This window comes from Mesorhizobium sp. M7A.F.Ca.CA.002.05.1.1 (assembly GCF_003998335.1).
In the GTDB taxonomy this organism is placed as follows: domain Bacteria; phylum Pseudomonadota; class Alphaproteobacteria; order Rhizobiales; family Rhizobiaceae; genus Mesorhizobium.
Map to the genome: position 1 here is coordinate 1 of NZ_RZQI01001576.1, position 585 is coordinate 585.

Annotated in this window: 1 protein-coding gene and 1 pseudogene; both read left to right on the forward strand. The window is 59.8% G+C overall.

The genetic code is table 11. The annotated features are described in order from the left end of the window. Nucleotides 1-159, forward strand: a pseudogene (locus tag EN939_RS39620) (homoserine dehydrogenase); the annotation flags it as partial. A gap of 67 nt (nt 160-226) precedes the next feature. Next, entirely contained in the window at nt 227-475 is a 249-nt protein-coding gene (locus EN939_RS37130; protein ID WP_127272130.1) for a type II toxin-antitoxin system VapB family antitoxin, read from the forward strand. Nucleotides 476-585: the final 110 nt, after the last annotated feature.

Sequence of the window (585 nt, forward strand, 5' to 3'; positions counted from 1 at the left end):
GCCCAGCGCGCCGTGCCGGTCGGCCTGCTCGAGGGCGGCAAGGTGCTGAAACCGGTCAGGAAAGGCGAATTGCTGACGTCAGACAATGCGTCGCCCGACCAGACGACAAGGCTGTTCGCCTTGCGCCGGCTGCAGGACGAGATGCTCTACGGGGCCTGAAAGGACCACGCTGGCGCTGCTACGACAAATGATAGATTGTGGGGCAAATGTCGCCAAGGTCGGTCACATGAACCTTCGAATCAGGAATCCGCTTGCCCGCGAACTGGCTCGCCAGCTTGCCGCCAAGCGCAAGGTTTCCATGACCAGAGCGGTTATCGAAGCGCTTGAAAGTGAACTGAAAAACGCCCGTATGCCTCTGGCGGAACGGCTGGCTGCAATCGCCGGTGATTTGAGGTCCAAAGCGGGCAAGGCTGGCCGGGTCGTGAGCAAGAATGAGATCGATGCCATGTGGGGTGGCGGCCAGAATGACGCCTGACAGGTGCACAGGGGTTGTCACGTTGGAAGGCCTGCTGGCAGCTCGGATTTCGTCGTTCGTTTCGATGGATCATCGTAGACATTCGGGATTGACCGGAGCCTTCCCAACTT

Excerpts from the sequence above, each read along its gene's own strand:
- EN939_RS37130 (WP_127272130.1), top strand. The coding sequence starts at position 227 with ATGAACCTTCGAATCAGGAATCCGCTTGCCCGCGAACTGGCTCGCCAG.